Here is a 24,149-nt window from a genome sequence, read left to right as displayed (position 1 = left end):
CTTTGATCTTAAAAAGTCTTCAGCTGACTTGATTTTAATTATATTTGTCTTCATTTTTAAATAAACCCTCTTTACCAGACATTTTGTGGCCAATACCGTAGAAGAAATCCGAACGCCCATTGCTGCGGAAATGAAACTTTTCGAGCAGAAGTTTTACGAATCCATGAAGAGTAATGTGCCGTTGCTCGACAAGGTGACGCGGTTTATTGTGACCACGAAAGGCAAACAGATGCGCCCGATGTTCGTGTTTTTGTGCGCAAAACTGGTAGGAGAGGTGAATGAAAAAACTTTTCGGGGCGCTTCTATGATTGAACTTATTCACACCGCAACACTGGTACATGATGATGTGGTGGATGAAAGCTTCAAACGTCGGAACTTCTTCTCGATCAATGCTTTATGGAAAAATAAAATTGCGGTTTTAGTTGGAGATTATCTGCTGTCAAAAGCCGTACTTCTGTCTACAGACCATAAAGATTTTGATTTGCTTGCGGTGATTTCGCGCACGATCAGGGAAATGGCGGAAGGTGAGCTTCTGCAACTTGAAAAAGCCCGAAAGCTTGATATTACTGAGGATGTTTATTACGAAATCATCCGGCAGAAAACCGCTACGCTGATTGCTGCATGTTGCGAGATTGGGGTGTTATCAAACGGTGTAGATGAAGCTTTAGGCAAAAAAATGATGGAATTCGGCACACTCACAGGCATGGCATTCCAGATCAAAGACGATCTTTTCGATTATCTCACTTCAAATTTTATTGGAAAACCTGTCGGCATCGATATCAAAGAGCAGAAAATGACGTTACCGCTCATTTATACATTGAGTAATGCAACTCCCGAGAACAGGAAATATTACTTAAATACAATCCGCCGCTATAATAATGACACGAAACGTGTAAAGGAACTTATTGCGTTCGTGAAATCGTCCGGAGGGCTCGATTATGCGGTCGATGTGATGAAAAATTACCAGTTGCGGGCAAAGAATATTCTGGATGAATTTCCCGATGGTGAGGCGAAACAATCGTTGATGCTTATGCTCGATTATGTGATTGAACGTAAATTTTAATTACTCTTTATCAGTAACTTCTGCAAGTACTGCGCATTTTTCAGCGCGGCTGTTCCCCAGGTATTATTAAAAAAGACATAGACATCGCGGTCACTTCCTTTGATTTTTTCGGCTAGATTCTGCAATTCGATTTCAGAATATTCAGATTTAAACATTACCGGAACGCCGTGCAGGCGATAGTAAGCTGTTTTTTCGTGATTTGTAATAAATTCATCACTAATTCCTTTTGGATAGCTCACGCCTGCAAATACCAGATTGTTTTGTTTTAATATTTCAAATATATCCTCGCACCACCAGTTGCTGTGCCTGAATTCGATAACATTCAGATAGTGGGAATCAGCGGTTTCGAGAACTTTCTGAAGATTTTCTTCACTGTAATGAAATGACGGAGGCAACTGAAACAGAAATCCCGCAAGTTTTTCCCCCAACCCTTCAGAAATATAATCGCAGAAAGCTGAAACTTCCTTCATGGTATTCTCGAGTTTCAGGATGTGCGTAATGGTTTTGGGAATTTTAATGAAGTAACGGAAATCATCGTGTACGGCTGTGCGCCACTTTTCAAGCGTTCGTTGCCGCGGTTTCCGATAGAATGTTGAATTGATCTCTACAGCATTGAACTTTGTAGAATAAAATGTGAGCTGTTCCTTCCCCGGCAGGTTTTCCGGATAGAAAAATCCTTTCCAGTCCCGACCTGTGAAGCCGGAACAGCCCACATATATTTTACTCTTCATATTTAATGATGCCTGATGTCAGCGCCTTCCATTGCAATTCACTGGCAATCAGCATCCCGCCAAGTGCGACGATATTATTCCGGACTTTTTCAATCATACCCACATCATTATTATTCGGCACCTCGTTACGGCCGTGAACTTCTGCAATCACCTCGCGACCTATGCGTTTTATAAGGAAATTTGATGTGGCTTTCGGGTCAAAGAAATGTGCGACGTGGTCATCCGGTTTCGTAGGGTTTGCGCAGGGGCGGACACGGATGTACACACACTCGTTATGCGCATCAGATTCTTCTTCGATATGCTCGATCTGTACCCAATCATAACCGTCACCCGTCTTATTGTGTAATCCGGGAGTTTTGATGCAAAAATAGTCCCCTCTTTTCGGTTCTTCAAGGAGGATTTCACCGTTACCGTCACGAAGCGAAAATTCAGCTTTTTCCTCACCTGCATAGAGCTCCCAGGAGTTCATCGCGAGAAATCTTTTCTTTACGGTTTGAAAATGCGCGATGGCGAGTTCTTCAGTTTCCAGCTCAATTTTGGAGGAAACATCGGTGGTTGCACCAGTCTGTTGTTTTGGGATTTTTTCGTCCATTGGTGTGTCAGTGTAGGTTACTTCGCGAATTCTTCGACAATTCTTTTGTTAAAGGCGGGAAGGTCAGCGGGCTTACGGCTCGTCGTCAGATTACCGTCTGTCACCACTTCCTCATCCACCCAGTTTGCCCCGGCGTTTTTGAGGTCAATTGCAACTGCTGCAAAAGAAGTCATTTTCTTGCCTTCAACCACGCCAGCGGTAATCAAGGTTTGTGGACCGTGGCAGATCGCCGCGACAGGTTTATCTGCACTGAAAAACTCCTTTACAAATGCTACTGCATCATCGTCCGCCCGTACTGCATCGGGATTGATGACACCGCCAGGAAGCAAAAGTGCGTCATATTTTGAAGCATCTGCATCAGACACCGTGCGGTCAACTTCTACAGAATCGCTCCATTCATGATCTTTCATCGATTTAATTTTTCCGGACTTAAGGGAAACGATTTCTACATCAGCACCTGCTTCTTTCAGTGCTTTTACCGGACTCTCAAGTTCTGACTGTTCATAGCCGTCAGCTGCTAAAACTGCAATTTTTTTGTTCGTAAGGTTTGCCATATTTAATATTTTAAAAAAAGGCTGCAAAAATATTGCCGCCTTTATTGCCAAAATTAAATGTGCCCACGTTTGACGAATTTTTAACGCATTTTTAAATTATTTCACATTTAAATCCACATTATTGAGCCTAAGTGAATTTAAAATGACCGAGACTGAACTTAAACTCATAGCCGCTGCAGCGATCATCGGACTAAGCAAAATTCCAAAGAAAGGGTAGAGGAGACCAGCCGCCACCGGAATACCAAGTGTGTTATAAATGAAGGCGAAAAACAGATTCTGCCGGATGTTTTTTACAAGATTTTCACTTAGGATCCGGGCTTTTGCCACGCCGGTGAGATCACCTTTCAGTAAAGTAATTTCTGAGCTTTCAATTGCCACATCTGTTCCCGTTCCCATCGCGATACCTACGTTTGCCTGTGCGAGGGCTGGAGCATCATTGATTCCGTCACCCGCCATCGCGACTATTTTTCCGGACTCCTGCAGGGATTTTATCCTTTCAAGTTTATCCTGCGGAAGCTGGGATGCATAAAACTTTTCAATACCGAGTTCTGCAGCGACGGCGGCAGCGGTCTGCTCGTTGTCACCGGTCATCATGATGACCTCTATGTTGTGCTTCCGCAGATACTTCAGTGCTTCTTTTGAGGTAGATTTTATCTTGTCGGAAAAACTTAAGAATCCGTAAACTTCGGCACCTTTCGTCAGGTAAGAAATGGTTTTGGCGTCCATCTGCATTTCCGTCACACGCTCGCGCACAGCCGCAGGAATTTCGATGTCAAACTGTTTAAGGAGTGCTTCATTACCGAGCAGAATTCGGTCCTGACCGATTATGCCTTTTATGCCTTTCCCCGAAATATTTTCAAATTCTTCAACTTTCGCAAACGTAAGGTTCTGCTTTGCAAATTCGGTTAAAACTGCATTTGCGAGCGGATGTTCAGAGTTTTGATTTAATGCGGCTGCCAAATGTAACACACTTTGCTGATCACCTGACGTTGAATAAATATGATCAAGGCTGGGTTTTCCTTCGGTAAGTGTGCCGGTTTTATCGGTTATAAGAATTTCTACTTTGTTCATCTGTTCCAGCGCCTCGGCATTTTTAATCAGAATCCCATTTCTGGCACCTTTACCGATTCCAACCATCAAACTCATCGGTGTAGCCAGACCCAGGGCACACGGACACGCGACGATAAGCACAGCGACAGAGTTTACTAACGCTTTGATCAGCCTGTCTTCGCCCCTAAAAATAAACCACGCAATAAAGGTAAGTACCGCCACAGCGATCACCGTGGGCACGAATATCCGCGAAACTTTATCAACAAGCGTCTGAATTGGTGCGCGGCTTCGGCTTGCATCCTGCACCATCCTGATGATGTGCGCAAGCAAAGTCTCATCGCCTACCTTTTCGGCAGTCATCAGGAAAACGCTGTTTCCGTTAATGGTTCCCGAAGTCACTTTGTCTCCGGATTTTTTCTCCACCGGAATCGGTTCACCAGTGATCATACTTTCGTCGATACTCGAACTGCCGTCTGTAACCTTACCATCAACAGGTACTTTTTCGCCCGGCTTTACGCGAAGTATATCGCCGACCCTGATTTCTGAAAGCGGAACTTTCTTTTCAGTGCCATTCACCATTAAATTAGCTTCATCGGGCGAAAGATTCATCAGTTCCTTGATTGCATTTCCTGTTCGTCGGTGTGCTGCGGCTTCCATTAGCTGGCCTAAAATAACCAGCGTAAGAATTACGCAGACGGCTTCAAAATAGAGTGGTGCGCCTCCGCCATGACCCATCTCAGGAGGGAAAATGTTCGGGAAAAGCAGCGCGATAAGGCTGAACAGAAACGCTGCACATACACCCAACGCAATCAAACTGAACATATTCAGGTTCCAGGTCCTGAATGAATTCCAGCCGCGTTTTATAAGGAACCAGCCGGCATAAAAAAGTACGGGCAGCGAGAGAACTAATTCTATAAATCCGCGGACTTTTGGATCCAGTTGCTGATCAATGACCATTCCGCCCATTGAAAGAAGGAAAACCGGCAACGTGAAGGCAAGAGCAATGAAGAATTTACGTTTTAACAACTGATAAGTTCCGTCATCTTCGGCTTCACCTTTCGCCGGAATCTGCACCAGATCCATTCCGCAGACCGGGCAGCCGACATTTGAATCATAAACCCTGTCACCCTCGCAATACATCGGGCAATAGAATTTACCGGCGTTCTTGTCAGAATTTATTATGGGTTTAAGAACATCTGCAGGAGCATGAGAATGTGAATTTGTCGGAGAGCCTGCTTTGAGAAGTTCCTCATCAATCTTTTCCAAATGCATGTGGCAGACCGGGCAGCCAATATCTGAATCATAGGTTTTGTCACCTTCACAGAACATCGGACAGAAATATTCGCCCAGTTTATCATTAAAACTTTCCGGAAGATTGGTTTTGGAGAAAGTGACCGGCTTGTTTTGGTAATCTGCACGTTCCTCGATCGGGACCAGAAACATATTGCAGACCGGACAGCGTTTTCCGGGAGTAAAATATACTTTTTCGCCTTCACATTCCATCGGGCAATAGTAAACTGAGCTTGGTGAAATGCGTTCGGAAGGATGTGTATGATGATGGTTTTCCATAGGACTTAATAGAAGGTAAATTGCTTTAATAAAAAATTAAGGTAAGGAAGATTTCGGCCATTTCCAAACAAAGCAAACCGCCGATGAAAGGTGACCGGATTCAGCGAAAATACTTGGCACCCAAAGAATCAGGATAATTTTGGAATAAAATTTCGAATGCGAACGTAAGCATTAACATTAATGAATGCTTCCGTCCTCACTGCTCTTCAGCCGGTCTGCGATAAACTCTATTTTGGTTTTGCCGTGAGGAGTGGGTTTGCCGTCCTCACTCACACCTACGAAGATGATCTTTTCGATGGTGATAATAGTCTGCCGCGTCATCATATTCCGGACTTCGCAATAAAGCGTGATTGACGTACGGCCGAATTCCGTCGCTTCGATGCCGATTTCTATAATGTCGCCCTGCTTTGCCGAACTGATGAAGTTGATCTCAGAAATATACTTCGTCACGCACCGCGGTGTCTCCAGCTGAACGATTGCATAAAGCGCAGCTTCTTCATCAATCCACTGCAGAAGGCGGCCGCCGAAGAGCGTATGGTTTGGGTTAAGGTCTTCCGGTTTGATCCATTTTCGGGTATGGTAATTCATCTCGTAATTTTAATGTAAAATTACGGGAATGCTTTGAACTTTAGGTAAAATTAGCTGGCAATAAAGTTTTTTAAGCCGAAACTTCACTTATAAGGTGCTGTAAAGACTTAGATTATAATAAGTCAAAGTAAGTGCGTAAAAGCTCAGCTTCATCTTGTAAAGACCAATTTATTGTCCTTCGACATTTCTTCATCGATCCGATAGCCTTCCAGATTAAAGCCTTTCACTTCGTCCAGTTTCTGGATACTGTTTTCAGCGCAGTAACGAACCATCAGGCCACGCGCATGTTTTGTATAAACCACGATGGTTTTCGGTTTGCCGGATTTCATTTCGTAAAAATCGAAATCTATAACGGGTGCTTTCAGCTTCTTTTTGTCGAGAACTTTAAAGTATTCGTTGCTGGCCAGATTAAGGATGATGTCTTTTGATTTCAGCTCACTGTTGAACTGTTCTGTGATCCGGTGTCGCCAGAATTCGTACAGGTTTTTGTAGTTTTCGAATTCGAAATTCCGACCCATTTCAAGGCGGTAGAGCATTATTTTATCTGAAGGTTTCAGCAAACCGTACAAACCCGAAAGTATGCGGTAGTTTTTCTGCAGATATTTTATGGCATCGGCGTCTAAAGTTTTTGCGTCAATTCCGCGATAGACTTCGCCGGTAAAAGCATACAGTGCGGCTGACGATTCTTTACTTGCCGGCTTTGGCGTCCACTGCTGGTTTCGCTCCCAGTTTTCATCGGCAAGTTTCGCAGATATTTCCATCAATTCAGACAGTTGGCGCGGTGTTTTTTCCTTTAAATAAGAATGTATCAAAGTTGCTTCCTCAATGAACGCCGGAGTAGTGGGTTTCAGCAGATCGCTTTTATAATCCATGCTCATCAGTTTCGCGGGAGAGGTTACTATCTTCATTTATAAATTTTAATTTTTCTGATATAATTCTTTGAAATGAGTGGAAATCCCGCGTCCCGACCTGAGTGGAGCTCTTTGCCGTTTACAAAACGGCAAAAGCGGGAACGGAGGGCGGATAAGACGCCCAAAAACTACAACTCGCCTTTGCCCTGACGAATGATTTCGGGCTCGCCACTGGTAAGGTCTATGATTGTAGATGCCACGTTATCACCAAAACCAGAATCGATCACGATGTCTACCAAATTGCCGAATTTTTCAGCGATAAGTTCGGGATCGGTGGAGTATTCTATGACTTCGTCTTCATCTTTTACGGACGTCGAGGCGATGGGATGGCCCAGTTTTTCGACGATCATCTGCGGAATCGCATGGTCCGGCACACGAATTCCGACCGTTTTGTTGCCTTTATAAGCAAGTGGGAGACTTTTACCGGCTTCGAGAATAAAGGTAAAGGGTCCCGGGATTTTGCTTTTAAGGAATCTGAAAACCGGTGTATCAATCGGTCGCGTGAAGGTGGAGAGATGCCCGAGATCATTGCAGATAATCGAAAACTGCGCTTTTGCGAGCTTTATTTTTTTTATTGCAGCGAGCCTTTCCATCGCCCGGATATCAAAAATATTACAGCCAAGTGCGTAAACTGTATCAGACGGGTAGATGATGAGCCCGCCACTGTTCAGTGTTTTCACCACTTCGTCGATCAGGTTTTCCTGAGGATTATCCGGATGTATTCTGATAATTTTTGCCATATTCAAATTTACAAAAAAGCCTTGAATTTGTTCCTCAGCAATTCCTCACAAAAAAAAGAGAACCACTTTTGTGATTCTCTTTGCTTAGTAGTCCGCTTGGGCGCAACCCGAAAGTTCACCGAGGCAAATATCAGCCATCCACTAACTACAAAAAAAGAGAGATCCTTAGACCTCTCTTAAACTAGTAGTCCGCCGCGGCGGGACCCGAACGTGCGTTCGCCGCGGCGAATATGAGCCTTCCATCAACCAAAAAAAAGTGAACCACTTTTGTGATTCTCTTTGCTTAGTAGTCCGCCGCGGCGGAACCCGAACGTGCGTTCGCCGCGGCGAATATTAGCCCTCCATCAACCAAAAAAAAAGAGAACCACTTTTGTGATTTTCTTTGCTTAGTAGTCCGCCGCGGCGGAACTCGAACGTGCGTTCGTCGCGGCGAATATGTGCCCTCCATTAGCTACAAAAAAAGAGAGATCCTTAGACCTCTCTTAAACTAGTAGTCCGCCACGGCGCAACCCGAAAGTTGACCGAGGCAAATATCAGCCATCCACTAACTACAAAAAAAGAGAGATCCTTAGACCTCTCTTAAACTAGTAGTCCGGCGCGGCGGAACCCGAACGTGCGTTCGCCGCGGCGAATATGTGCCCTCCATTAGCTACAAAAAAAAGAGAATCCTTAGACCTCTCTTAAACTAGTAGTCCGCCACGGCGCAACCCGAAAGTTGACCGAGGCAAATATCAGCCATCCACTAACTACAAAAAAAGAGAGATCCTTAGACCTCTCTTAAACTAGTAGCGGGGACACGACTCGAACGTGCGACCTCCGGGTTATGAGCCCGACGAGCTACCTACTGCTCTACCCCGCGATATTGTGATGCAAATATACGACATTTTCCTTAAGTTCCAAATTTATTTGAAAATTCTTTATTTAAAGGTGTTTCGATAATTTCGGGAGTAAAAGTTAAGCCTTATGAACTAGCGAGTTAAACGGCTGTGACCTTCAATTAAAAATATTTGCTGCGCATTTTTTATATTTGAACCATGACAGACCTTCCCGGACAAGCCATTCACGATTATTTTGTAAAGAACACCAAAAAGAAACTTTTCGTGCACGACGAATTCGGGCCGAAAGTAGAGATGCCGCTGCCGGTTTATTTCCGTGATTTCTATGAAATGCCGGAACTTGAACAAAAAGCACTAAAACTATGCACCGGAAAAGTGCTCGACATCGGGGCGGGCGCGGGCTCACATGCGATCGAACTGCAGAACCTGAAGTTCAACGTTACAGCCCTGGAAATTTCAAATGCGGCTTGTGACGTAATGCGTGCACGCGGCGTGGAAAATGTTCTTTGTGATGATATTTTTGAGTATTCAAACGAAAAATTTGACACTTTACTGCTTCTGATGAACGGCATCGGACTTTGCGGCACTTGCGAAGGATTTATAAAATTTCTTAAGCATGCCGAGAAGCTGCTGTCACCCGGCGGACAGATAATCTTTGATTCTTGTGATATCGCGTATATGTATGAAGATCTTCCGCGACCCGAACATTATTACGGTGAAGTGAAGTGCTGCTATGAATATACACGGCAGAAAACTGAATGGTTTCATTGGCTTTATCTGGATTTTAGTATAATGTCTATGATTGCAATAGCTGCCGGCTGGAATGTGGAACGTATCGCCGAAGACGAAAATAACCAGTATCTGGCAAGACTGACCCGCCGGATTTAAAAAAAGCAAAAACCCCGAAGCTGCGGCCCGGGGGTTATTAATTAACTAAAGTTCGTGATTACATTCGCTCCGGAATCAGTTCTTCTTCTTCGGCACCGTACAGATACCGTTCTTTGCTGTCATCGAGCTCGTTCATCCAGTCGGTGTGATGTTCTTCGGCCATCGTGCCGGTCACCACACTTTGGTAGGTCTTGTCGCGGTAGGTCAGTATGTTTTCTTCCTTGTCTTGCAGCCATTCTTTTAGCATTGCCGCCACTTTATCCAGATTGAAGTGAGGATAATCCGACAGTGCCAGTAAATCTTTGATGTAATCGGTTTGAAAATCGACATTATCAAAACTGGTTTTCAGTGTACTGTTTCGCTCCAGCCATTTATCAATATCAAGGCGCCTTTCAGCTTCGCCGGGAAGTTCAAATCTTTCCATCATGTAATCTCTCGCGAGCCAGGCCTGCGTATCAAACATATTGAAAGTATAATACTGATCCTGCATTCCCAAATAAATTAATTGAGGCAGTGCATTAAAGAATACACCTTTGTACAGATTGTCAGGATAGAGGTTGTTTCTTGTTTTTAAACGGAGTTCGTCCGGGAGGAAGGGAAATTTATGCTGGTAGCCGGTGCACATGATCACCGCATCAAAATCTTCACTACTGCCATCTTTGAAATAGGCGGTGTCACCTTCAAAATGCGTAACCAACGGAACCTCTTTGATGCCGTCGGGCCAGTTGTGACCGATCGGGTTGCTTCTATAGCTTAGCGTGACCGATTTTGAGCCATGCTTATAACACTGGAGTCCAATATCCTCGGCAGAGTAGCTGCTTCCTATCAATAAAATATCGCGGTCCCTGAACTGATCCGCGCCCCGGAAATCATGCGCGTGCATTACGGTTCCGCCAAAACCTTCGATCCCTTTGAAATAGGGCATGTTGGGCGTTGAAAAATGTCCGGAAGCGACCACCAGATAATCAAAAACTTCAGAATAGGTTTTGTTAATCTTTAAATCATCGAGTATTACCGTGAATTTTCGTGTGTCTTCATCATAACTTACCCACCGCGCCGTGGTATCAAAACGGATAAATTCACGCGCATTGCTTTTCTTAATGCGTCCTTCGATATAATCGAACAGTACCGGCCGCGGAGGATAAGAGGATATGGGTTTTCCGAAATGGTCGTCAAATGAATAATCTGAGAATTCAAGGCATTCTTTCGGACCGTTTGACCAAAGGTATTTGTACATACTGCCGTGAATGGGTTCGCCGTATTTCCCTACGCCCGTACGCCAGGAATAGTTCCACATGCCACCCCAGTTGCTTTGTTTTTCAAAACAGACGATCTCGGGTATTATTTCACCTTTTGCCTTTAACGCTTCGAATGCGCGAATCTGCGCCAGACCGCTGGGTCCTGCACCAATGATTCCGATACGTTTGTTTTGTAGATTTCCTGTGTTGTCCATGTAAAATATTTTAAAAAAGTTAGCAGGAATGCCACTTAAAAAAGTGGATCCTTTAAAAAAATTAATGTGCTTGAAAATATCTGCGTTGCAGAGGATGAGCCGTAGCCCGCTGTCGGATTTAATTAAAAATATTAATTAAGGAATTTATCCGGCGTGAAAAATAGTAAGCATTTCCGCTAATGTAGGGATTATTAGCCACCATTGCAAATTCGGGAAGAGCCAACAGTTTGTAAATTCGCTATAAAATCGTTGTAAGCGAGAGTAACTGATCTGTTTAGGATAATTTTTCTAAGTAAGAACAAAAACATTAATGTTATCTAATGCTGTCAACACAAAAACTCCGGAAACAGAAGTTCCGGAGTGTAAGATAAATGAGCCAGGCGTAAATAATTATTTCACTGCCACACCCGCATAATCGCTTTCGTTACCGAGTCGGTCAACTGCGCGCAAGGCTACGCTTTTTAGGTTTTTACCGTTTTTGGCAAGCAGAAGTGTCTTTGACTTTTCGGCTGCCGGCAGTATTTCAGTCTCCCATCTGTTACCGTATTGTGTGAAAAGAACCCATTGCCTTACCTGATCTGCCTCTCGCGAGAACCAATCTGTCTGTACGTTATTTCCGCTGCGTTTAGCTGTGATTTCAGGTTTTAAAACAGCCTTTGTTTTGATCCACGGGCTTGCAGGTACAAGCGCCGGCTCGCTGTACAGCGTTTTGAGCGTGTTCAGCATTGCCGGATTTTTTGAAATGCCATCTACACTGTAATGAATGGTGCCGGCGTTATCTTTAAGCAGATTTCTGGTGGTATGTATTTGATTCGCAATCTCGCTTGGCTTGTCATTTACTGCAATTCCGACCGTATTAAGCCCCGGCCAAAGGTGAACTTTTTTATAATTTTCCTGATTCCACCATTTAAGCAGAGATGAGAAACGCTGCTTTCCTTCCTCTTTCCAGTAAAGCTGAGGAGCGTAATAGTCGCACCAGCCTTCATTGAGCCAAAGTTTTGCATCTGCGTACAGCTCGTCATACTGTGAACTTCCTGTAACATCTGCAGGATAACCCGGTTTCCAGATGCCGAAAGGTGAAATTCCGAACTTGACATATGATTTTTCAGTTTTAATCTCATCGTGAATCCGTTTGATGAACTTGTTTACATTTCCCCGACGCCAGTCAGCACGGCTCAGTGTGCCCCCGGATTTTTGGTAGGCGTTCCAGGTGCGGGTGTCCGGGAAATCCTTGCCGCCATTGTATTCGCGGTAAGGGTAGAAATAGTCGTCAATGTGCACCGCATCGATATTATAGCGTTTTACGATATCTCGAATGACCGCAGTAACATGATCCTGAACTTTACTGTCCGAAGGGTCCAGCCAATACATTCCGTTTCTTAGTCTGTACGTTTCATCTTGCATTTTGCTGGCCATGCTGGCAGAAGTTACAGGGCCGCCGGTGGTATGGTGCGCGCGGTAGGGATTAAGCCATACATGCAGTTCCATCCCGCGTTTGTGAGCTTGCTCAATCCAAAACTCCAGCGGGTCATAAAATGGTGTAGGCGGTGTACCGGCGGAACCGGTTAGAAAATACGACCATGGTTCGAGATCACTTTTATACAGTGCATCAGCGGACGGGCGCGCCTGGAAAATCACCGCGTTGAAATTTGCGTCCTGCAACATATCTAGAATCCGAATGGCTTCGGCTTTTTGTTGCTCAGACGTCAAGTTGTTTTTCGATGGCCAGTTGATGTTGGCAACGGTAGCAATCCAGGCAGCACGGAATTCACGGGTTACTTCCGGCAAATCCAACCTGAGAACTTCAGATTTCGGTTCGCTTGTTTTTGTAGGTAATGTTTTCGCGGTTGTAACGGGTTTTTTGACAGCGGGTTTAGGTTTGGGTGTTGCACATGAAGTAATAAAAAGCGCGCTGGCTGCAATGAGCGTATATTTAAAGTGGCGGATGTTCATAAGACAAAAATAGTATTATCTGGGAAATATGTGCACTCGGCAGTGCTTAGAATAATGGCTGAATAAATCAGCACTATTGTATCGTACTGATTATTAGTGAAGGTTTACTTTAAGTTCAATAAAAAACTCCCCCAAAACGGGGGAGCCTGTATAATACTAAGCGATTTTTATCATTAAGATTCGTCTTTTGGCTCCTGATCCTTAAACATTTTCTCCGCAAGCTTCGCGTCGGGCGTAATGGCTGCCTGAGCAGTCTGCATTTTATTCTTAAGACCCGCTACCACCATATCATCACCTTTCATGAGCGCATCATAGCCCTCTTTGGCAACATCCGCAGGATCTGCAAGTTTGTCTTTCTCATACATTTTCGAGATTTCCATTCCCGCCTTGTGGAAGAAATCGGTGTCGGTAGGTCCTTGAAGAAGGGTCGTGATAACGATATCGCGGTCTTTCACTTCTGCACGCACCGCTTCACTGAACGATTGTACGAAGGCTTTTGTGCCGTGATAGACAGATTGCCACGCGCCCGGCATTTTGGAGGCGATCGACGATGTGTTCAGTATTTTACCGCTGCCGCGTTCCAGCATATCTTTAAGAAAATGCTTGGTCAGAATGACGAGACTGCAAATATTGAGATGGATGATCGACAGTTCCATTTCAAGTTCAGTTTCTTCAAACTTACCGTACCATCCGTGTCCGGCATTATTTACTAAAACATCAACCGTTAAATTTCTCCCGCGGATCTCACGGTACAGGTCATCGGCCTGCTCCATATGGAACAGATCTTTGGAAATCGTGATAACATCGATGTTACCAAGACTTTTAAGTTGTGTCTGTGCTTTTGAAAGTTCACTTTGATCGCGTGCAGCCAAGATAAGATTATGACCGTCTTTTGCGAAAAGTTTGGCAAGTTCGAGACCAATGCCGGCGCTGCCGCCCGTAATGAGTGTGTACGTTTTTTGTGTTTCCATAAGAATATTTTTGCTATCTAATTTCGAACACAAATAATGCCACTCCCTTCATTTTCAATTTATTCCAATCTGTTTTTCTGAACAAATCCTTCAGCTCCGGAGTCTGTTCTGATATGGAACCACTCGCCGGTTGTTGCCATAATCTTAGCCGGTGTTTTTTCTTCGATGGCATTCACAATATCAAATGAAGTTCCCGGACCTCTTCGGATATTGCTTCCTGCTTTAATTCTTTTGACGTTCGGAATAATTACATTAAGATTTTTAGCTGCAACGCGCTTACGAAGAAATGGCCAGGGATCCACTGCGCCGCCTGCTGAATAAATTCCGAAATGAAGGTGCGGACTACCGCCTTCTGCATTCCCTGTGGAACCTACGGTACCTACGGTATCGCCCGGCTCAACACGAGTTCCGGTTTCCGTCATCACACTGTCCAAATGCGCGTAGTAAAGCGAATTCCCTAAGATTCCATCGCGCAGCCACACCTGTTTCCCGCCTAACCCTTCATTGCCGGTCCGGGTTACCATTCCTTCCACGGCTGCCACGACCGGTGTTCCGCGCGCGGCAAAAATATCAACGCCTTCGTGGTTTCTGGACCCGCCATCCCGTACGGCACCCCAATAACTCTGCACGGCACTGTTTCCCTTGCCGGCCACCGGAAACAGCATTGATGGCTGAGTATATATTTTAAGGTTAAATGTGCCGCTAAAGGCAATTTCGGGCTGAATGACAACCCTGTACAATCCCTTTTTTTGAATAAAGTGAGTATAAATACCGGCCTCCAGCAACGTACTTGACGACGAATTAACAGGTAAATCAGCTGGATATACATCCACAAAGATCCGATGATGAAGGGAATCTGGTCTTTTGGCTTCTACGACAAGCAGATCGCCACGTTTAAGTTCCAGTTCGTAGGAGAGTGCATGTACGTCATCAGCATGAAATTCAGCAATAGCAGAAAAACCGTCAGCAATGATAAGTTTGGAGGCTGCAGCGACCTCATACTGATCCTTCCACATCGTCATCAGACTATCCGGGCCATCATAGGCGCGCTCATATTTGGCACGTGCGGAGGTTTCAAAGATATTTTTCGGAAGTTTAAAACCGTCGCAGCCCACCATTACAGACAGCAAAATTATAAAGAGAAGAAATTTGGGCACTTTAAACATTTACCTATAAATGCAAAAATTTAGCCGTGAAAACTCTTCTGTTACAGCCGGAATTTATCTTAAGAACTTGAATAAGTGAATACGTACACACTGTGTGGGAACAAATGACTAAAACATTTTATCTTTTTAACAGTTGGCAGCGTAAATACTAAAGTTATGTTAAAAATAACACTTTAGGGGGATGGATTTATGTCAAAATTTTGAATAGTTTTGCACGCCAGCCAAAAAATGATTTATGAAAATAACAGAAAGGTTAAATATGCACAGATTCAGTCTGTTACTGGTGACGTTTTTACTTTCTACGGTTCCGGTGATTTACGGACAAACAAAGTATATGGTTGATATTCCTGTGACACAGCAGGATTCAAGGATTCACGTGACCTTGATGTATCAGGAAAAGAATGATGCATTTGGTATGATGACGCAGGATTACCGAATCACGGTCACTAACAATACAACAGATAAACTGAAAGTCTATATCGACTACGGCGCGCGTCTGGTTTGCGGTGCGGAAAAAAGCCATAAACTTGGGCCGCTGGGCGACGGAATTACTATTGCGCCTTCACAAACGGTCGGAAAACCTTATGGAAGTGATGGTATTGGTTCTGCAGTAAGGCTTACTGCCGGCGCCTGTCCCGGAGAATCGTGGAAGCAAATGGGGGAGGACGAGAAAGGAAGCGCACTCTACAGCATGATTTCTACTGTATATTACCGGATTGTAAAAATTGAGAATATATCAGAAAAAGAACGCTCTGCAGCGGAAGCAAAAAAGCAAAAGGCCGAGGCGGAGCTTAGAAAAAAAGCAGAAGCTGAACAGAAACAGAAAGCGGCAGCCGAAGAGCGCGAAAGACTGCAGCGTGAAAACACTACCAAAACAGCGCAGAATACTGCTGTCAGTGAAAGAACTGCCATGTCCACCGCCGGTTCAGTGGGGTCGTCTAATGCCCCGGCCGCGAATCTGTCGGAGAAAGTAAAAGTGAACGGAGAATATGTGCAGGTTTATCGTGAGAACGGCGTTCCTTATGTAAGAAGAGCAGACGGCAGTACGCATCAGACTACCGAAACTGCATTCAACCAGATCTCGAAGATTTCAAATGCAGCGAAGTCCACATCAAGTATTGCACAGCAGCAGGAACTGCATCAGCAGCAAATCGCCGCACAGCAAGCCGAATACCAGCGTAAAGCGGCCGCAGATAAGCTCTATGCCCAGCAGCGTGATGAAATCATCACACAGGGTGTAAGTGAGATGGCTAACCTTATCGGCGGCATCATGCAATATAACCGGGCAGAAAAGGAGCGTCAGCAAGCTATCGCCGAGCGACGTGCGGAGGCGGAAAGACAGCGTCAGCATGAGCTATATATGATGCAGACAAACCGCAGGGATGCTTTTGCGATACTGCCGGCCACAGATATTCCGCTGGTTTCTAAGGAAAAAGCCTCCAACCTCTACTTCTTTATCTATGCTCACAACGACCTGAGTAGCGAGTATGGTGCATCGGCTTATGTTTCGAATGTTTTCGAAGTCGGGAAGTACAGGGATGGCACACGGGCCTATACTGCTAAGGTTAAAAATGAAATTGAGAACCTTACCCCTTACAGTGAAGTTCTGCACGGATACTATTATACATATGACGAGGCGGCGAATACGCGAAACAATCTTATCCGCGCACTGAAAAGCACCGGGATGCGTGTTGAAGAGGTGCAATATAAAGGTAAACCGGGTCAACACAGTCCGGAGGAGATAAAGGGAGCGCCGCAACCCACGTTTGGAACGGTGATTTCCGACGAGAACATACAATCGGTCGCAGTACCTGAAGAAAAAGTGAAGAAGCAGGTTGAAAAAAGCAATTACGGAACATTAATTAAATAATAAAACATGAGAATCCTTTTACTTTATATATTTCTGTTAATGAACGGTTTTGCCGCGGCCCAGAATGCAGTGGCTGAGCTAAAATTTGAAGAAGCAGAAATTGCCTTTAATAACCGGGATTTTGAGCAGACCATCGAAAAAGTGAATGAGTTTGAAAAGGTACTTGGCGGGATGACGGATAAATCTTTGTATCTGCGCATTGTATCTCAGAAAAATCTTTTTAACCCCTACAGTTTTTACGCTGACGAAGAGCAGTACAACCTTTATGTATCTTTGGATAACAACATTAAAAAGTACCTGAAAGCGACCGAAAAGAACGGGCTGGATGATAAATTCAAAGAAATATATGCAGAGGGGGAAAGCCTTAAAAAAATGAATCTGATCAAAGATAAAAAGGCCTGGCTGAAAGAGAAAAAACGCAGGGAAGATGAAACCGAGGCCAGACGTAAATATGAGGAGGAACTCAGGGAGGAATGCAAGAATAACTTTAAAGAATATACCCTCGAGAGCTTACGGACAGGAGTGAGCATCGAAGAATTTCAAGCACAATATCCTGATATCCTTACCGGCAAGTATAAATCGGCAAAAGTAAGCGAAGGATCACAGGGATCAGCAGTGTACATTTACTATTCAAAAAATATCAACTTTGAGGATAAAAAGAATTTTGTCTTTCCTTACAACGCTACCACCGGCAAACCCATTTACGACAAGACTGTCCACGCTGTCTTCGTGCAGGACGGGACGGTCGTGGGTTTTCAGAAACAGGTTCTTTACTATAACAGTCAGGGGGAAGGAAACCTCGACATGAACAGTGCGCAGGCGGCGTTATTTCAGCATATTCAGGAGCAAAAGGATACTCTTCAGAACTGTGCGAACGATATAAAATATTCATCTCCAGAAGGGCAGGATATGTGGTCTTTTGATGGTAAAAACATAACGCTTTTCCGCGATGTCTATAAGGATGAAAAGGGTAAACGTTGGAAAATGTCACTGACGACACGTGTACTAAAAACAAAATAAATAATAGAAACTATGAACATGAAGAAATTAGTAGCGTTAGTAGCGCTGGCCGCATCAACTTTTGCCTCCGCGCAGGAATTAAGTCTCACCGGTGGTGTCTCAAAAATTGACGAAAGGGTAGAGGGCGAACAGGCCAACCACAGCTATGGGCCGATGGTAAAATTTAATTACGTGCAGTGGATTCAGCTAAATGATGCAAGATTCTCTGTAAATCCGGGCCTCAGCGCGGGTTTATACGGTACGAAACTGGAGGAGACTGAAGATCAGCTTATGCTGTCATACGTGTCGTTACCCGTTGAACTGGTGTATAAAGTGAAACCTGTAGGAAGCAGTTTCTTTGTGTCTGCCGGTGGTTATTTCAGCTATCTTATAGGGGCTGAAACCGACCGGGGAGAACTGAAGATCAACGATGGAGACTATTCTTATAAGAACACGGATTATGGAATCAATGTAGGAGTGGGTTATGTATTTGAGAAAGGACTTACTTTGAGGGCCGGATATACCAAAGGTTTAGCTAACATTCTGAATTATCCTGAAGGAGAAACGGACAGTTACATCAAGAACTCCAACTTTGGCCTTACAATAGGTTATATGATTTTTAGGAAGAGAATTTAGAATAAAAATTTTATTGCTAAAAAAGAGAGGGTTGTACACCTTCTCTTTTATTTTAAACAGTCCGCAAATTTTGCGTGTATTTATAATAACCCAGTTTTAGCCGACAGCTAAAAAAGGCAGAGGCCCTGCTAAAGGTGATTTCGAGGCTCAAACAAAAATAGTTGACCTGTTTCCAAAGGAAATTCTAGTTTTTCAAAAGAAGTACGACCAGCGCAAGAAGGGCCGGCACGGCCTGAGTTACAAATATTTTCTTACTCGCCGTGAGTGCACCGTATGTTCCCGCCACGACTACGCAGGTGAGAAAGAAAATGGCGATATTGCTGCTCCACTCAGTGTCTTTTATGAAAAATGTCCAGATGAGACCTGCCGCTAAAAAACCGTTGTACAGACCCTGGTTCGCCGCAAGACCTTTGGTAGGCGTGAACAGATCTGCAGGCAGCGAGCGGAAAGTTTTCTTGCCTATGGTTTCCCACGCAAACATTTCGAAGTACAAGATGTAAAGATGCTCGAGAGCAACAAGTCCGATCAGGATTTTTGACAGAAGTTCCATGATGATTGTTTTTAATGAAATGTAATTTTTATGAAGCCGACTGTCCGAATGTCAGCAGATTGTTATCCGGATCCAATAGAGAAAATTCCTTCTGACCCCACGGTTTTACCTGCAGTTTTCCGTTCGGATGAATGCTTACATTTTGATCTGAACAAGATTGATACAGCCTTTCAATATCATCAGTACGAAGGTAAATCTGCCCATAATTATCTTCCGGATCAAGCGTTTTAAACTCAAAAAAATGAATTTGTATATTGTCTTTCTCCACCATTAAATAGCCTTCATCATCTTCGTTTAGAAACACATGAAAGCCTAATTTATCCACATAAAACGCAACGGTGGCAGCCCTGCCGCGCATCGGTAATTTAGGATGTACGTGTGTCAGCATTTTTTTATTTTTATCCGTCGTCATTTAGCTGGCTTATTAATTCAGGTTGATCTTTTTCCTATAAACATACAAGCGCAAGCAATCCCACAATTACTTTGGCAAATACAGTTTCACGGTGCCCGGTTTAAATATTACTTTGTCCAAATGTCCCATTTGTCGGCGGTCTTTCGTGATCAGATGCATGTGAAGGAAGGTATCGTGGTGCGTAAAAATGGCTTTATGCTTTGTGGAGAAAAACCCGATGATGTCCGCTTTTTCGTTCTGTAGTTCATAGTTGACCTGACCCTGATGCGCTTCATCCGGCGAACTCACTTTTGAGCCTTTCGGCAAATTCACGATGTGTACCGTCCCCTGTTCTACGGTTCCTTTCAGCTTAAACATGAACGGACGAGGCGAATCTTTGGTAATGGAATCGAGGTAAGTTTCGAGCTGCTGCAGGTTCTGTACAGTTTCCGGCAAACTTTGTTCGGACCAGTCTGAAATATGGGCGTAAGCAAAAAACGGCGCTTTGATGTCGTAGGTTTCTTCAACTTTCATCGCTGTATCAGAAGTAACGGTAGATTTGTATGATTTGCCGTCGATGATCAGAATTTCGCCGGACAGATATTCCACAGGTCCAAAGCCGTACAGGTTTTTTTTGTTGGCAATGGTGTCGAGGTGAATGTTTCCGAAAAGTTCTCCTTTCCACATCACGTTTTTCATCTGCCCGATTACTTTTACGTCTTTATTGTGTTTTTGTGCCTGAATGTGGGAACCGCTAAGTGCCACCAGGCCGAGGGCGGCGATAATTCTGATAAAATTCATAGGAAGTCATTATTGATATTTAAAAACTTCAGTAAAAATACCAAATCAAACCTCCACTTTAAAACCGAGATTAACATCGTAGCCGGACTGGCCGCCCTGAACACCCCAACTTTCCTTCATACTGTCGCGCACCACAATCAGAATATGGTCTTTCGGAATGCCCAAAGCGAACAGATTACCCGCGATTTCGCTGAAGAGCTTTCTTTTTGCATCTATTGACCGTCCCGCAAAAGCGTCGATGCTGATCATCGTGTACAGTTCGGGTTGGGTTTTTGTGGGCGAAACCGCAAAACGGTGCGGCGGGTGCACCAACAGTCTTACCGTTTTGTCTTCCGGCGGAATCTGAAAGGCCGTCACCATCGCGGTATGCACGGCATCAATCAGTTGGTTACCTTCGGTTTCACTGTAGTCTTTCCTTACTTCTATTAAGATAGCGGGCATAATTAGAGGGTTTTTTGTTGTGTTAAAAAAAAGGCAGCTGATTCACTGCAGTTTTATGGACCTGTTTCGATATTGTGCTGCTATGACGAAAAGGCATGCTGAGGAGTACAGCTAATCAACTGTTCAACGCGAAAACTTTTACGCCGTGTGGCGTTTTTCTTTGCGCACTTTCACGTCGATATTGATCGCGGGTGCCGCAACCGGAATTTTCTGCCATTTCTCGTAATAACTTCTTACATACACCGCGCCCAGCAATGCCGCGCTGAACCCTATCGTACCACTGTATTCGCTTACGATCTGGGTAGAAACATAGAAGTTTTGGTTATTCACCCACAACGATCTGTCACTGATATCAAAGGTGAAGGTGCCGTCTTTTATCCGGTCTTTCGAGACCTGTACCGTTAGAACTTCCGATAGAATTGATTTTCCGGGTCTGTTGTTTTCTTCAGCATAAATATTAAAACTCAGCACCACAGGTTTGTCGGTATCAAACTGATTGATATTCAGGTTGATTTTGTCAATTTTCACTTTCTTTCGGTTTGTAAAAGACACTGCAATTTCATCTTTCCAGTTTCCGCCCTCATTTCCGCGCGAATTGTACCAGAAACCGACATTTTTAGCTTTCGTCTTTATTCCCCAGTTTTTATTTTCAAAAGTATCAGGCGTCAGCTTTACTTCCTCAATGTCATTTATTTTTTCGGTCAGCCGGATGGTGTAGTTGCCGCACTTTACAAAATCGTTTATTTTCTCAGTAAAAGATGCGTAACCGCCCATCTGTACTGTTAACCCTTTATCCTGCCCGGCGGCAGACAGGTCAATTTTATAATTTCCACTTTCATCAGCCACCGCGCCGATATTTTCATCCACGACCCCAATTCTGGCAAAGGGAACAGGATTGTTGTCATTGGATAAAATTTTACCGGAAATCACCTGCGCGCGGAACAGGCCGGAGGCTAAAAGAGAGTAGAGGGTAAGTTTTGTTTTCATAGTTAAATGGTTTAATGCGGCCATGGGCCGGGAGTTTTATCGGGAGGCGAACATTTTCTGCAAGGTCGCGGAACGCTTTATGACGTTTTCCGTACCACCTTCTATTTGAACTTTGATTCATACACTGACCTTAATATCAGATCCTCGTCCTGCGGATTATCAAATATGGTGGTGATCTGTAGTTCCTGATCATCAATCTCAGTAAAGAAGAAATAGTTTTTATACTTCAGCGGGCTGGTGATGTCACATTTAATAAGATAAAATTCCCGGGAATCTATGCCCACTTTTTCTTTGGTGATCGTGGCTTCGACTCCGAGATCCCGAAAAGTCTTTTCAAAAACCTGCACCAGTTTATCACTGTAAATTTCATTTCCGAACTTCTGCAGATTTCTATTCGGGAAAAAACTTGAGAAAATAATATTGTAAGGAGATTCAACATTCCTGGCCACGGAAAAAAGGATTTTTTCGTCGCTGTTGAATCTTATATTATCCTGCTTTTCCAAAACCTTCTTACCCACCTCTGCCGCTTCCAAAAAGTTGTCTGTTTTCAGCATATAGTGATCGGGACTTTTATATATCCAGTAGGTGTTCCCCACTTCGTAATACTTCTGACAAAAGAAGAAGCCCGGAATAAGCAGAAATAATATTTTTAAATTTTTCATAAGAAGTGGGTGATTGAGGAGACGTTCGAAACAGACATTTTTATTTAACATTTGTTTTCTGCTGACTCTCAAATATACACATTTAACTCAAGCACTTAGATAAAAATACTGCATCTTAATTTATGGTTTTTTCTATTCTGAAAATTACTAAATGAACTTGAAGTTTGCCGGACTTTCCGTCGTGATGTAAAACCGATGTCCGGACAGACTCCCGGCAGCCCAAACATTGCCAAAAAAAATCCGGAAGATAATCTCCCGGCTGTTTTTTTTAATCAGTTACCTGGTCAGCCAGCCGCCGTTCTTCACGGTGGCAATGGCGAAGGGGAAGATCCAGAATAATCCGAAGAGATAAAAGACACTGTACGGATAAGCCCAGAGTCCGTCACCCACAGGATAATTCCGGCTGAAGAAGAGCATCTGTATACTCGAGAAAATAAAGGTGCCGGTAAGTGCGGAACTTACGTAAAGCAGCGGATGGGTAAACAGGAAATACATCATCAGAATCATCAGTGGGTAAGCCATCAGCAGTTTCATCCACTGGTGAAGGAAGATAAATCGGGCCCCGGTTCTGTTGGTCTCGCGGAAACGTTTAAACATAAAACGGTTCATCTTCAACGTTTCCCTTACGTTACTCCGTCCCCAACGCGTAAACATTTTGTGTAATGTTTTAAAACCGACGGGTGTATTTGTCAGGACAGCAGCGTTTCTTTGGAACTGAACATCTAGGCCCTGTTCCAGGATCAGATTGGTCATGGCCCTGTCTTCCCCGATGGTGGCGTAATTACCCATGAATTTCTGATTCATCCACTCCTCCAGACAGTTATCCACAGCATCGCGGCGGTAGGCCGACAGCGCGCCGGGCGTACAGAGAACAAATCCCAGGGAACTTTCGGCAGCCCTCATAAACTCGAAACTGAATACGAAGCTTACGTTCAGCATGCGCGGGATCATCCCCTGATTACGGTTCAGCACCTTCACATTTCCCGCGACGGCGCCACATTTTTCATTTACTGCGAACGGACTCAGAAGATTGCGGAGGGTATCGGGTTTTACGACAGAATCTGAATCAATGGTCACAAAAACCTCACCGTTACCCGATTTAAAACCGTGGTATAACGCATGTCTCTTCCCTCGGTTTTCGGGCTGTTTCCAAATGGTGATGGAGTCGCCAATGTCGCTCTGTGCACGCTGGATCCAGGACCACGTGTCGTCGGTACTTCCGTCATCAATCGCTATCACCTGCATCTTATGCTGCGGATAGTCACTGGCGGCGATGCTTTTCAGGGTATCATATACAAGACTGCCTTCGTTGTAGGCGGGTACAATTACGGTGCAGGATGGCAAATCACCGTCGGACACTCCGGTGACCGGACGGTAACGCATGAAAAGGATTGCCACAAAAACGAGGAAACACACCTGAAATACTAGTGCACCAAGCAGGAAATACACCAGAATTCTGCCCGGCAATGTTTCCATACGCTGGAAGTGCAGTTCCTCGAAGTAGGGATGGAAATTATTCACGGCATAGATGGCGCTGAACATCAAGATCTGTGCGCCGATAAGCACGCCAAATTCTTTTTTCTTGAGTGAACGCAACCGCGCAATGAAGCGGATGCGGCTTATGGGAAGTGCAGTGTTATCCTGCAGGACTGTATTTTTCATTTAACCTTTTTATGTAGTATAATTTCAAAAATTCCCTACAAAGAAAGGTCAAGTGACGATTTTTTTCCGCACAGAAGGCACCGAT

23 protein-coding genes and 1 tRNA gene are annotated in these 24,149 nt (G+C 44.2%); 5 read left to right on the top strand and 19 right to left on the bottom strand.

Annotation, left to right across the window (positions count from 1 at the left end):
• The first annotated feature begins 85 nt into the window (after positions 1 to 85).
• Positions 86 to 1,063: a polyprenyl synthetase family protein gene (locus QEP06_RS02125; protein ID WP_251833295.1), complete on the top strand. Its 978-nt coding sequence runs from the start codon at positions 86 to 88 to the stop codon at positions 1,061 to 1,063.
• Here QEP06_RS02125 and QEP06_RS02120 read toward each other — a convergent pair.
• The 8 genes from QEP06_RS02120 to QEP06_RS02085 all read right to left on the bottom strand — a co-directional run bounded on the left by QEP06_RS02120 (position 1,060) and on the right by QEP06_RS02085 (position 8,657).
• Complete coding sequence (locus QEP06_RS02120) at positions 1,060 to 1,794, bottom strand: DUF72 domain-containing protein (RefSeq protein WP_285268872.1); 735 nt, start codon at positions 1,792 to 1,794, stop codon at positions 1,060 to 1,062. The genes QEP06_RS02125 and QEP06_RS02120 overlap by 4 nt on opposite strands.
• Positions 1,784 to 2,386 carry a hypothetical protein gene (locus QEP06_RS02115; RefSeq protein WP_285268871.1) on the bottom strand — a complete coding sequence of 201 codons (603 nt, stop codon included), beginning with the start codon at positions 2,384 to 2,386 and terminating at the stop codon, positions 1,784 to 1,786. The genes QEP06_RS02120 and QEP06_RS02115 overlap by 11 nt, the downstream gene beginning before the upstream one ends.
• A 17-nt stretch (positions 2,387 to 2,403) precedes the next feature.
• Positions 2,404 to 2,940, bottom strand: coding sequence for a type 1 glutamine amidotransferase domain-containing protein (locus QEP06_RS02110; protein WP_251833298.1), 537 nt, complete (start codon positions 2,938 to 2,940; stop codon positions 2,404 to 2,406).
• 96 nt (positions 2,941 to 3,036) lie between these two features.
• Entirely contained in the window at positions 3,037 to 5,559 is a 2,523-nt protein-coding gene (locus QEP06_RS02105) for a copper-transporting P-type ATPase (protein ID WP_285268870.1), read from the bottom strand.
• A 177-nt stretch (positions 5,560 to 5,736) separates the two neighbouring features.
• On the bottom strand, positions 5,737 to 6,147 hold the full coding sequence (locus tag QEP06_RS02100; RefSeq protein ID WP_285268869.1) for an acyl-CoA thioesterase: 411 nt from the start codon (positions 6,145 to 6,147) through the stop codon (positions 5,737 to 5,739).
• A gap of 149 nt (positions 6,148 to 6,296) precedes the next feature.
• Positions 6,297 to 7,055 carry a peroxide stress protein YaaA gene (yaaA, locus tag QEP06_RS02095; RefSeq protein ID WP_285268868.1) on the bottom strand — a complete coding sequence of 253 codons (759 nt, stop codon included), beginning with the start codon at positions 7,053 to 7,055 and terminating at the stop codon, positions 6,297 to 6,299.
• Between the two features lie 131 nt (positions 7,056 to 7,186).
• Positions 7,187 to 7,798 carry an L-threonylcarbamoyladenylate synthase gene (locus QEP06_RS02090; protein ID WP_285268867.1) on the bottom strand — a complete coding sequence of 204 codons (612 nt, stop codon included), beginning with the start codon at positions 7,796 to 7,798 and terminating at the stop codon, positions 7,187 to 7,189.
• A gap of 786 nt (positions 7,799 to 8,584) precedes the next feature.
• Positions 8,585 to 8,657 (bottom strand) — tRNA-Met (locus QEP06_RS02085).
• Positions 8,658 to 8,832: 175 nt separating this feature from the next.
• Between QEP06_RS02085 and QEP06_RS02080 the strand changes: the two genes are divergently transcribed.
• Positions 8,833 to 9,522, top strand: coding sequence for a class I SAM-dependent methyltransferase (locus QEP06_RS02080; RefSeq protein WP_285268866.1), 690 nt, complete (start codon positions 8,833 to 8,835; stop codon positions 9,520 to 9,522).
• Positions 9,523 to 9,580: 58 nt separating this feature from the next.
• Here QEP06_RS02080 and QEP06_RS02075 read toward each other — a convergent pair whose 3' ends face one another.
• The 4 genes from QEP06_RS02075 to QEP06_RS02060 form a co-directional block, all read right to left on the bottom strand.
• Positions 9,581 to 10,975, bottom strand: a complete 1,395-nt coding sequence (locus QEP06_RS02075; protein ID WP_285268865.1) for an NAD(P)-binding domain-containing protein — start codon at positions 10,973 to 10,975, stop codon at positions 9,581 to 9,583.
• A 390-nt stretch (positions 10,976 to 11,365) separates the two neighbouring features.
• Complete coding sequence (locus QEP06_RS02070) at positions 11,366 to 12,928, bottom strand: glycoside hydrolase family 10-like protein (RefSeq protein WP_285268864.1); 1,563 nt, start codon at positions 12,926 to 12,928, stop codon at positions 11,366 to 11,368.
• A gap of 173 nt (positions 12,929 to 13,101) precedes the next feature.
• Positions 13,102 to 13,899: an SDR family NAD(P)-dependent oxidoreductase gene (locus tag QEP06_RS02065; protein WP_285268863.1), complete on the bottom strand. Its 798-nt coding sequence runs from the start codon at positions 13,897 to 13,899 to the stop codon at positions 13,102 to 13,104.
• Positions 13,900 to 13,958: 59 nt separating this feature from the next.
• Positions 13,959 to 15,056 (bottom strand): peptidoglycan DD-metalloendopeptidase family protein, encoded by a 1,098-nt coding sequence (locus tag QEP06_RS02060; protein ID WP_285268862.1) that lies wholly within the window; start codon positions 15,054 to 15,056, stop codon positions 13,959 to 13,961.
• A gap of 244 nt (positions 15,057 to 15,300) precedes the next feature.
• Here QEP06_RS02060 and QEP06_RS02055 point away from each other — a divergent pair, with 244 nt between their 5' ends.
• The 3 genes from QEP06_RS02055 to QEP06_RS02045 are packed head-to-tail and all read left to right on the top strand — an operon-like array spanning position 15,301 to position 18,570.
• A complete protein-coding gene (locus QEP06_RS02055; protein WP_285268861.1) occupies positions 15,301 to 16,935 on the top strand; it encodes a cell envelope integrity TolA family protein in 1,635 nt (544 codons plus the stop codon).
• Between the two features lie 6 nt (positions 16,936 to 16,941).
• The gene (locus QEP06_RS02050; protein WP_285268860.1) at positions 16,942 to 17,955 is read left to right on the top strand and encodes a hypothetical protein; all 1,014 of its coding nucleotides are present in this window, start codon (positions 16,942 to 16,944) and stop codon (positions 17,953 to 17,955) included.
• Between the two features lie 18 nt (positions 17,956 to 17,973).
• Positions 17,974 to 18,570, top strand: a complete 597-nt coding sequence (locus QEP06_RS02045) for a porin family protein (RefSeq protein ID WP_285268859.1) — start codon at positions 17,974 to 17,976, stop codon at positions 18,568 to 18,570.
• 184 nt (positions 18,571 to 18,754) lie between these two features.
• Here the strand turns inward: QEP06_RS02045 and QEP06_RS02040 are convergent, their stop codons facing one another.
• The 7 genes from QEP06_RS02040 to QEP06_RS02010 form a co-directional block, all read right to left on the bottom strand.
• Positions 18,755 to 19,120, bottom strand: coding sequence for a DUF1304 domain-containing protein (locus QEP06_RS02040; RefSeq protein WP_285268858.1), 366 nt, complete (start codon positions 19,118 to 19,120; stop codon positions 18,755 to 18,757).
• 28 nt (positions 19,121 to 19,148) lie between these two features.
• A complete protein-coding gene (locus QEP06_RS02035; protein ID WP_285268857.1) occupies positions 19,149 to 19,508 on the bottom strand; it encodes a bleomycin resistance protein in 360 nt (119 codons plus the stop codon).
• A gap of 90 nt (positions 19,509 to 19,598) precedes the next feature.
• Entirely contained in the window at positions 19,599 to 20,312 is a 714-nt protein-coding gene (locus QEP06_RS02030; RefSeq protein WP_285268856.1) for an acetolactate decarboxylase, read from the bottom strand.
• A 45-nt stretch (positions 20,313 to 20,357) separates the two neighbouring features.
• Positions 20,358 to 20,753, bottom strand: coding sequence for a tautomerase family protein (locus QEP06_RS02025; protein ID WP_285268855.1), 396 nt, complete (start codon positions 20,751 to 20,753; stop codon positions 20,358 to 20,360).
• Between the two features lie 138 nt (positions 20,754 to 20,891).
• Entirely contained in the window at positions 20,892 to 21,740 is an 849-nt protein-coding gene (locus QEP06_RS02020; RefSeq protein WP_285268854.1) for a carboxypeptidase-like regulatory domain-containing protein, read from the bottom strand.
• 101 nt (positions 21,741 to 21,841) lie between these two features.
• Positions 21,842 to 22,402, bottom strand: a complete 561-nt coding sequence (locus QEP06_RS02015) for a hypothetical protein (protein ID WP_285268853.1) — start codon at positions 22,400 to 22,402, stop codon at positions 21,842 to 21,844.
• Positions 22,403 to 22,678: 276 nt separating this feature from the next.
• Positions 22,679 to 24,064, bottom strand: a complete 1,386-nt coding sequence (locus QEP06_RS02010) for a glycosyltransferase family 2 protein (protein ID WP_285268852.1) — start codon at positions 24,062 to 24,064, stop codon at positions 22,679 to 22,681.
• Positions 24,065 to 24,149: the final 85 nt, after the last annotated feature.

The sequence above is a fragment of the Kaistella rhinocerotis genome (assembly GCF_030243905.1).
Lineage (GTDB): Bacteria > Bacteroidota > Bacteroidia > Flavobacteriales > Weeksellaceae > Kaistella > Kaistella rhinocerotis.
The sequence above is the reverse complement of the archived record's forward strand: the minus strand, read 5'-3'. Positions and strand labels throughout refer to the sequence as shown.

Bases quoted from the DNA above. Each gene is read 5' to 3' on its own strand.
- QEP06_RS02075 (WP_285268865.1), bottom strand. From the start codon at position 10,975: ATGGACAACACAGGAAATCTACAAAACAAACGTATCGGAATCATTGGT.
- QEP06_RS02020 (WP_285268854.1), bottom strand. From the start codon at position 21,740: ATGAAAACAAAACTTACCCTCTACTCTCTTTTAGCCTCCGGCCTGTTC.
- QEP06_RS02065 (WP_285268863.1), bottom strand. From the start codon at position 13,899: ATGGAAACACAAAAAACGTACACACTCATTACGGGCGGCAGCGCCGGC.
- QEP06_RS02115 (WP_285268871.1), bottom strand. From the start codon at position 2,386: ATGGACGAAAAAATCCCAAAACAACAGACTGGTGCAACCACCGATGTT.
- QEP06_RS02015 (WP_285268853.1), bottom strand. From the start codon at position 22,402: ATGAAAAATTTAAAAATATTATTTCTGCTTATTCCGGGCTTCTTCTTT.
- QEP06_RS02025 (WP_285268855.1), bottom strand. From the start codon at position 20,753: ATGCCCGCTATCTTAATAGAAGTAAGGAAAGACTACAGTGAAACCGAA.
- QEP06_RS02050 (WP_285268860.1), top strand. From the start codon at position 16,942: ATGAGAATCCTTTTACTTTATATATTTCTGTTAATGAACGGTTTTGCC.
- QEP06_RS02110 (WP_251833298.1), bottom strand. From the start codon at position 2,940: ATGGCAAACCTTACGAACAAAAAAATTGCAGTTTTAGCAGCTGACGGC.
- QEP06_RS02070 (WP_285268864.1), bottom strand. From the start codon at position 12,928: ATGAACATCCGCCACTTTAAATATACGCTCATTGCAGCCAGCGCGCTT.
- QEP06_RS02035 (WP_285268857.1), bottom strand. From the start codon at position 19,508: ATGCTGACACACGTACATCCTAAATTACCGATGCGCGGCAGGGCTGCC.
- QEP06_RS02010 (WP_285268852.1), bottom strand. From the start codon at position 24,064: ATGAAAAATACAGTCCTGCAGGATAACACTGCACTTCCCATAAGCCGC.
- QEP06_RS02045 (WP_285268859.1), top strand. From the start codon at position 17,974: ATGAAGAAATTAGTAGCGTTAGTAGCGCTGGCCGCATCAACTTTTGCC.
- yaaA (WP_285268868.1), bottom strand. From the start codon at position 7,055: ATGAAGATAGTAACCTCTCCCGCGAAACTGATGAGCATGGATTATAAA.
- QEP06_RS02090 (WP_285268867.1), bottom strand. From the start codon at position 7,798: ATGGCAAAAATTATCAGAATACATCCGGATAATCCTCAGGAAAACCTG.
- QEP06_RS02100 (WP_285268869.1), bottom strand. From the start codon at position 6,147: ATGAATTACCATACCCGAAAATGGATCAAACCGGAAGACCTTAACCCA.
- QEP06_RS02120 (WP_285268872.1), bottom strand. From the start codon at position 1,794: ATGAAGAGTAAAATATATGTGGGCTGTTCCGGCTTCACAGGTCGGGAC.
- QEP06_RS02030 (WP_285268856.1), bottom strand. From the start codon at position 20,312: ATGAATTTTATCAGAATTATCGCCGCCCTCGGCCTGGTGGCACTTAGC.
- QEP06_RS02105 (WP_285268870.1), bottom strand. From the start codon at position 5,559: ATGGAAAACCATCATCATACACATCCTTCCGAACGCATTTCACCAAGC.
- QEP06_RS02080 (WP_285268866.1), top strand. From the start codon at position 8,833: ATGACAGACCTTCCCGGACAAGCCATTCACGATTATTTTGTAAAGAAC.
- QEP06_RS02040 (WP_285268858.1), bottom strand. From the start codon at position 19,120: ATGGAACTTCTGTCAAAAATCCTGATCGGACTTGTTGCTCTCGAGCAT.
- QEP06_RS02055 (WP_285268861.1), top strand. From the start codon at position 15,301: ATGAAAATAACAGAAAGGTTAAATATGCACAGATTCAGTCTGTTACTG.